Here is a 7707-nt window from a genome sequence, read left to right as displayed (position 1 = left end):
TCGATCCCGCGGTGCGCGCCGGTGCCTGGGCGGCCGGCTCGGATGCCCCCGAGAAGCCCGAGGTCCGCATCGGCTTCATCCCGCTGACCGATTGCGCCTCGGTGGTGATGGCCGCCGCGCTCGGGCTGGACCGCAAGCACGGCATCCGCATCACGCCGACCCGCGAGGCCTCGTGGGCCGGCGTGCGCGACAAGCTGGTCAACGGCGAGCTCGATGCCGCGCACGTGCTGTACGGCCTCGTCTACGGCGTGCAGCTGGGCATCGGCGGGCCGAGGAAGGACATGGCGGTGCTGATGAACCTGAACCACAACGGACAGGCGATCTCGCTGTCGGCGAAGCTGGCCGACAAGGGCGTCAGGGACGGCGCCAGCCTGCGTGCCTACATGACGCGCGAGCCGCGCCAGTACACCTTCGCGCAGACCTTCCCCACCGGCACGCATGCGATGTGGCTGTACTACTGGCTGGCGGCCAACGGCATCGATCCGCTGCGGGAGGCACGCGCGATCACCGTGCCGCCACCGCAGATGGTGGCCACTATGCGGGTCGGCCATATGGACGGCTTCTGCGCCGGCGAGCCGTGGCACGCGCGCGCGATCGCGGATCGCATCGGCTTCACCGCCGAGACCACGCAGGGCATCTGGCGCGACCATCCGGAGAAGACGCTGGCCACCACCGCCGAGTTCGTGCAGAAGTATCCGAACACCGCGCGGGCCATGGTGGCGGCGGTGCTGGAGGCCTCGCGCTTCATCGACGCGTCGGCGTCGAACCGGCGCCGGACCGCGGAGACCATCGCCGCGCCGTCCTATGTCGACACCGACATGGACCTGATCCTCGACCGCATGCTGGGCCGCTATGCCAACGGCCTGGGGAGGACCTGGGACGACGCCCATGCGATGCAGTTCCATCGGGACGGCGAGGCGAACTATCCCTACCTGTCCGACGGCATGTGGTTCCTGACGCAGCACAAGCGCTGGGGGATGCTGAAGGAACACCCGGACTATCTGGCGGTGGCACGCAAGGTCAACCGGATCGATGTCTACCGGCAGGCCGCCGCGGCCGCGCAGGTGCCGCTGCCCGCCAGCGACTTCCGCACGGCGAAGCTGATGGACGGCGTGGTGTGGGACGCCAGCCGGGACCCGAAGGCCTATGCCGACGGCTTCGCGATCCAGGCATGAGGGCACCCGCGCGCCGCCTGCACGCCGCCTGCAGCCGCCTGCGCGTATCGCGCTATCATCGGCCGAAAGCGCGCTGACCACGCCGCCCTCGCGGCACCGCCGCTACCGCATTGTGCGCGCATGGCCGCGCAATGCCCCTGGCGCACCGCCCTTACCGCATTGCCCTATCACTAGCGCACCGACATGCCCGCTGACCGCCACGACACCTCGCCCGCCTTTTCCGCGGCGCCCTATATCAAGGAAATCGGCCGCGGCGTCGCCGGGGCGCGCGCCCTGCCGCGCGACGATGCCCGCCTGCTGTTCGACGCGATGCTGTCCGGACGCGTCTCGGACCTCGAGCTGGGCGCCGTGCTGATGGCGTACCGGATCAAGGGCGAGGCGCCGCACGAGCTCGCCGGCATGCTGGAGGCCGCGCACGCGCATTGCCTGCCGCTGCCGGCGCCGGAGCGCCAGGTGGTGGTCATTCCCAGCTACAACGGCGCCCGCAAGCAGCCCAATCTGGTGCCGCTGCTGGCGCTGCTGCTCGCACGGGAAGGCATCCCGGTGCTGGTGCATGGCACGCGCGAATTCAATCAGCGGGTCACCAGCATCATGCTGTTCGAGGCCTTGGGGATCCCGCCGTGCGCGACGGTGGACGAAGCCGCGCGGCGGCTCGCGCAGCCCGGTGCCGGCGGCGATGCCGATCCCGGCCCGCTGGCGGTGCTGCCGATCGACGTGCTGTCGCCGGCCCTGTCGGCGCTGCTCGACAAGCGCACCGTGATCGGGCTGCGCAATTCCTCGCACACCATCGTCAAGATGCTGCAGCCGGTCGGGGCGCATACGCCGGCCGAGGCGCTGCGGCTCTACAGCTACACCCACCCGGAATACCGCGAAACGCTGACGGACTACTTCTCGCACGAGCCGGCCAACGTGCTGCTGGCGCGCGGCACCGAGGGCGAGGTGGTGGCCGACGCCCGCCGCGGCAGCCGCATCGACTGGCTGCACGACGGCCATCAGCGCACGCTGGTCGATCCGATGTCGGGCTCGGTCGCCGACGTGCCGGCGCTGCCGCCGGGCACCGACGTGGCGCTGACGGCGGCGTGGATCCGCCAGGTGCTGTCCGGCGCCGTGCCGGTGCCGGCGCCGATCGCGACGCAGATCGAGACGATCCGCGGCTGCCTGCGGGAGAGCGCGCGGGTCAGCTGGGTCAGCCCGCTGTAGCAAGGCCTTTCCCACTCCCCCGCCCCTCTCCCCGCCCCTCTCTCGCCCCTCTCCCCGCCCCTCTCTCGCCCGCGGGAGAAGGGCGCAAACCACGACGCCCGCCTTTCAAACCCGCCGCGGCGGCAGCGGAATCCGTTCGGTCTCGCCCGGCACGTGCGGGAATTCGTCGTTCTCCCAGCGCCGCGCCGCTTCCTCGATCGCCTCGCGGCTGCTGGCGACGAAATTCCAGAAGATATGCCGCCGGCCGTCCACCGGTTCGCCGCCGAGCAGCATCAGCCGCGACGGCTCCAGCGCGGTGACCGTGGCCTCGGCGCCCGGCGTCAGCACTGCCAGATGCTCGGCCGGCAGCGCGGTGCCGTCGATCGCGGCGGCGCCGTCGACCAGATACAGGCCGCGCTGTTCGTGCTCGGGCGGAATCGCCAGGCTGGCGCCGGCGTCCAGTTCCAGCGCCGCATAGAGCGTGCGGCTGAACACCTGCACCGGCGAGCGCGCGCCGAAGGCATCGCCGGCGATCACCGTGATGCGGGCGCCGCCATGGACCAGTTGCGGCAGCGTCGCCGCCGGATGGTGGAAGAACGACGGCGCGACGGTCTCATGCTCGCGCGGCAGCGCGACCCAGGTCTGGATGCCGTGCAGGCGCGGGCCGGCGTCCCGGGCGGCCTGGGGCGAGCGCTCCGAATGGACGATGCCGCTGCCGGCGGTCATCCAGTTGACGTCGCCAGGCCGGATCGTCTGTTCGCTGCCGACGCTGTCGCGATGGACGATTTCGCCTTCGAACAGATAGGTCACGGTGGCAAGGCCAATATGCGGATGAGGGCGCACATCCATACCGTGCCCCGGCGGCAGCTCGACCGGACCCATATGGTCGAAGAAGATGAACGGCCCCACGGTCTGGGCGGCGGCGGAGGGCAGCACACGCCGCACCGAGAAGTCGCCGATATCTCTTACATGCGGTTTCAACAAATGTTCAATGGCGGACATGGCTGACACTCCAGGGACGTGGGCGGATCGAGGCAGTGCTGGCAAGTGTAGCCCCTGCGGCCCCATGGCATGGACCCTGCAGCAGAACCGGCAGCGGAGCCGACGCTCTAACGAACTCATGTCCGCGCCCGCCGACGTTACGCAGGAGGCCTTCCGGCGAGCCTAAAGCGCTATGGAATATTTTCTCCGATACTCTGGAACTATCACGGCGGACCGGACTCCAATTAGCACTCACCCGGCTGGAGTGCTAATATGCGTTGCATTGCAGTGTGGGAAGCGCCGGCGACGACGCCGTTGATGCTTCCGACACGCGGGCACGCCGCCCGCCGGATGCGAAAGGAGCCCTGAGTGAACGCAGTCCTGTCTGCCGATTCGATCACCATGAACAACACCCTGCCGATGGTGCCCCAGCGCGCCAACAGCATGGCCCTGACCCTGCCCGCCGGGCTGGGCAATCTCGACAGCTATATCCAGGCTGTCCACCGTATTCCGATGCTCACCGCCGAGGAGGAGCAGCGGCTCGCGCGCGAGCTGCGCGACCACGACTCGGTCGAGGCCGCCCGCCGGCTGGTGATGTCGCACCTGCGCCTGGTCGTATCGATCGCGCGCCAGTACCTGGGCTACGGCCTGCCGCACGCGGACCTGATCCAGGAAGGCAATATCGGCCTGATGAAGGCCGTCAAGCGCTTCGACCCGGACCAGGGCGTGCGCCTGGTGTCGTACGCGATCCACTGGATCAAGGCGGAGATCCACGAGTACGTGCTGCGCAACTGGCGCATGGTCAAGGTCGCGACGACCAAGGCCCAGCGCAAGCTGTTCTTCAACCTGCGCAGCCACAAGCAAGGCGCCCATACCTTCACGCCGGACGAGATCGACGCGGTCGCGCGCGAGCTGAACGTCAAGCCGGAAGAAGTGATGGAGATGGAAACCCGTCTGTCGGGCGGCGATCTGGCGCTGGAAGGCCAGGTCGACGACGGCGAGGAGGAGTTCGCTCCGATCGCCTACCTGGCCGACAACCACAACGAGCCGACCCGCGTGCTCGAGGCCAAGCGCCAGGACCGGATGCAGGTGGAAGGCCTGGAGCAGGCGCTGACCAAGCTCGACCCGCGCAGCCGCCGCATCATCGAGGCGCGCTGGCTGCAGGTCAACGACGACGGCTCGGGCGGCGCCACGCTGCATGAGCTGGCCGACGAGTTCGGCGTCTCGGCCGAGCGGATCCGCCAGATCGAGTCCGCCGCGATGAAGAAGATGAAGGGCGCGCTGCAGGCCTTCGCGTGATGGACGCCGAGGCAAGCAGCAAGCCGTAAGCCGCCGGGCCCCCGCATACGCGGGGACGGCGGCGTGAAGGGCCGGGTTCCGCAAGGACCCGGCCCTTTTCTTTGCCTCCCGCACCGCCCCTCGCCATCGCCCCTCGCCACCCCCTTTCGGCCACCGCCTTCCGACGCCGCCTCTCGCCACCCCTTTCCGCCACCGCCTTCCGACGCCGCCTCGCGCCACCACCGCCTCCTGACGGCGCCTCCTGCCACCGCTCCCGAGGCCGCCAACGCCACCTGCGCCTCCCCGCCCCGCCGCCACGCGCCTCCCCCTCCTCGGGGTTTGCCCGCATCCGCCCGCCATGATGTTGACAATCACCAAGGCGTGATCTACAAATCCGTACACAACTACAAACGATTTTGTAGACAATCTTGTCTACAAACAAATCCTGAGAGCGGATTCCCGATCCATTCGATCCACACCGCCCGCCCGGCGCGCCCGCGCGCCGGCCACCGCATGGCATCGCCTTGAGGAGACAAGCATGATGCACACCACCGCGCCTGCCGCCGCCGAGCTGCAGGACAGCGCGTCCGTCCACCATGGCAACGCGCTGATCAAGCCGTCGTACGACGAGCGCCTGACCAACGAAGACCTGGCGCCGCTGAAGAAGCAGACCTGGAGCACCTACAACATCTTCGCCTTCTGGATGTCGGACGTGCACAGCGTCGGCGGCTATATCACCGCCGGCAGCCTGTTCGCCTTGGGCCTGACAAGCTGGCAGGTGCTGGTGGCGCTGCTGGTGGGCATCGTCATCGTGCAGTTCTTCTGCAACCTGGTGGCCAAGCCCAGCCAGGTCACCGGCACGCCGTATCCGGTGATCTGCCGGGCCTCGTTCGGCGTGCTCGGCGCCAATATCCCGGCGGTGATCCGCGGCCTGATCGCGGTGGCGTGGTACGGCATCCAGACCTATCTGGCCTCCTCGGCCTTCCTGGTGCTGGCGCTGCATTTCTTCCCGTCGCTGGCACCCTATGCCGACGTCAAGCTGCATGGCTTCGCCGGGCTGTCGACCCTGGGCTGGGCCGCGTTCATGACGCTGTGGGTGCTGCAGGCCCTGGTGTTCTGGACCGGCATGGAAACCATCCGCAAGTTCATCGACTGGGCCGGCCCCGCGGTCTATGTGGTGATGATCCTGCTGGCGATCTGGCTGGTGAACAAGGCAGGCTGGAGCAACGTCAGCTTCACGCTGAGCTTCGTCAAGTACAGCGGCTGGGAAGCGGTGCCGGTGATGCTGACCGCGATCGCGCTGGTGGTCTCGTACTTCTCCGGCCCGATGCTGAATTTCGGTGACTTCTCCCGCTACGCGAAGAACTTCGGCGCGGTCCGCAAGGGCAACTTCTGGGGGCTGCCGATCAACTTCCTCGGCTTCTCCCTGCTGACCGTGATCACCACCTCGGCCACGCTGCCGGTGTTCGGCAAGCTGATCACCGATCCGGTCGAGACCGTCAGCCATATCGACAGCACCTTCGCGATGGTGCTGGGCGCGCTGACCTTCATGACCGCCACCATCGGCATCAACATCGTCGCCAACTTCGTCTCGCCGGCGTTCGACTTCTCCAACGTCTCGCCCAGGCACATCAGCTGGCGCACCGGCGGCATGATCGCCGCGGTCGGCTCGATCTTCATCACGCCCTGGAATCTGTACAACAACCCGCAGGTCATCCACTACACGCTGGACGTGCTGGGCGCCTTCATCGGGCCGCTGTTCGGCATCCTGATCTCCGACTACTACCTGGTGCGCCGCCAGCAGGTCGACGTCGACGACCTGTACACGATGCGCCCGCAGGGCAAGTACTGGTACACCCGCGGCTACAACCCGGTGGCGATCGCCACCATGATCCCGGCCGCCATCATCCCGATCCTGTGCGTGGTGGTGCCGGCCTGGCAGGGCCTGGCCAACTACAGCTGGTTCATCGGCATGGGCATTGCGCTGGTGCTGTACCGCGTGCTGGCGCGCCGCATGATGCCGCATTTCTTCGCGGCCGCCTGACCGGCCACAACGACCCGACGCCACGACGACCTCGACGACTTCACGACCTCGACGACTTCACGACCTCGACGATCCGACGACCCCGACGATCCGACCACCCGACGTTTGCCATGAAGCTGAAGATCATCAATCCCAATACCACTCAAAGCATGACCGACAAGATCGGCCAATGCGCCCGCACCGTGGCCTCGCCCGACACGCGCATCATTGCGGTCAGCCCGCGCATGGGACCCGCTTCCATCGAGAGCCACTATGACGAGGCGCTGTCGGTGCCGGGCATCCTCGAGGAGATCCGGCTGGGCGAGGCCGACGGCGTCGACGGCTACGTGATCGCCTGCTTCGGCGATCCGGGGCTGTACGCGGCACGGGAGATGGCGCGCGGGCCGGTGATCGGCATCGCCGAGGCCGCCATGCACATGGCCAGCCTGATCGGCACCAGCTTCAGCGTCGTCACCACGCTGGCGCGCACCTGCAATATCGCGTGGCATCTGGCCGAGCGCTACGGCATGGAACGGTTCTGCCGCAACGTGCACGCCTGCGATCTGCCGGTGCTGGAGCTCGAGCGGCCAGGCTCCGACGCGCGCCGCATCATCACCGAGTCGTGCCGCCAGGCGCTGGCGCAGGACCGCAGCGACTGCATCGTGCTCGGCTGCGCCGGCATGACCGACCTGTGCGAGGAGATATCCGAGGCGATCGGCGCGCCGGTCATCGACGGCGTGGTGTCGGCGGTCAAGATGGTCGAGTCGCTGGTCGCGATCCGGCTGCGCACCAGCAAGCGCGGCGACTGGGCCAGGCCCTTGCCGAAGGCCTACGCCGGCATGCTGGCACCGTTCGCGATCAATTGAGGCGCGGCCTTCATCGCTCACCGCCTTCATCGCTTACCGCCTTCATCGCTTACCGCCTTCATCGATTCCCGCCTTCATCGATTCCCGCATACCGCAGATCATGTCCACTCCGCTCACTGCTTCCCGCTCGCCGGCCGGTGCCGATGCCGGCCAACCCTATCCCCGCGACCTGATCGGCTACGGCGCGCGGCCGCCGCATGCTCAC

The 7707-nt window shown here is 68.2% G+C and carries 6 protein-coding genes; 5 read left to right on the top strand and 1 reads right to left on the bottom strand.

Annotated elements, in window-relative coordinates; all coding sequences use genetic code 11:
* Positions 1-1175 (top strand): CmpA/NrtA family ABC transporter substrate-binding protein (locus AC6EI8_RS22030; protein ID WP_498382880.1); only part of this gene is annotated, 1175 nt, incomplete at its 5' end.
* Between the two features lie 183 nt (positions 1176-1358).
* Positions 1359-2375, top strand: coding sequence for a DNA-binding protein YbiB (gene ybiB / locus AC6EI8_RS22025; protein ID WP_149320096.1), 1017 nt, complete (start codon positions 1359-1361; stop codon positions 2373-2375).
* A gap of 105 nt (positions 2376-2480) precedes the next feature.
* On the opposite strand, the gene AC6EI8_RS22020 is transcribed toward ybiB, so the two are convergent.
* Entirely contained in the window at positions 2481-3356 is an 876-nt protein-coding gene (locus AC6EI8_RS22020) for a pirin family protein (RefSeq protein ID WP_149320095.1), read from the bottom strand.
* Between the two features lie 381 nt (positions 3357-3737).
* Between AC6EI8_RS22020 and rpoH the strand changes: the two genes are divergently transcribed.
* From rpoH to AC6EI8_RS22005, 3 genes are all read left to right on the top strand, one after another.
* The gene (gene rpoH, locus AC6EI8_RS22015) at positions 3738-4634 is read left to right on the top strand and encodes an RNA polymerase sigma factor RpoH (protein ID WP_023263656.1); all 897 of its coding nucleotides are present in this window, start codon (positions 3738-3740) and stop codon (positions 4632-4634) included.
* A 517-nt stretch (positions 4635-5151) separates the two neighbouring features.
* Positions 5152-6657 (top strand): NCS1 family nucleobase:cation symporter-1, encoded by a 1506-nt coding sequence (locus AC6EI8_RS22010; protein ID WP_149320094.1) that lies wholly within the window; start codon positions 5152-5154, stop codon positions 6655-6657.
* A gap of 110 nt (positions 6658-6767) precedes the next feature.
* On the top strand, positions 6768-7502 hold the full coding sequence (locus tag AC6EI8_RS22005; RefSeq protein ID WP_150084678.1) for an aspartate/glutamate racemase family protein: 735 nt from the start codon (positions 6768-6770) through the stop codon (positions 7500-7502).
* The last annotated feature ends 205 nt before the right edge of the window (positions 7503-7707 follow it).

This window comes from Cupriavidus sp. R6-3 (genome assembly GCF_059772245.1).
Note: the sequence above shows the minus strand (reverse complement) of the source record. Positions and strands in the feature narration are given on the sequence as shown.

What these genes read in the sequence shown, in the direction of transcription:
- ybiB (WP_149320096.1), top strand. Translation starts at nt 1,359, where the DNA reads ATGCCCGCTGACCGCCACGACACCTCGCCCGCCTTTTCCGCGGCGCCC.
- AC6EI8_RS22020 (WP_149320095.1), bottom strand. Translation starts at nt 3,356, where the DNA reads ATGTCCGCCATTGAACATTTGTTGAAACCGCATGTAAGAGATATCGGC.
- AC6EI8_RS22010 (WP_149320094.1), top strand. Translation starts at nt 5,152, where the DNA reads ATGATGCACACCACCGCGCCTGCCGCCGCCGAGCTGCAGGACAGCGCG.
- rpoH (WP_023263656.1), top strand. Translation starts at nt 3,738, where the DNA reads ATGAACAACACCCTGCCGATGGTGCCCCAGCGCGCCAACAGCATGGCC.
- AC6EI8_RS22005 (WP_150084678.1), top strand. Translation starts at nt 6,768, where the DNA reads ATGAAGCTGAAGATCATCAATCCCAATACCACTCAAAGCATGACCGAC.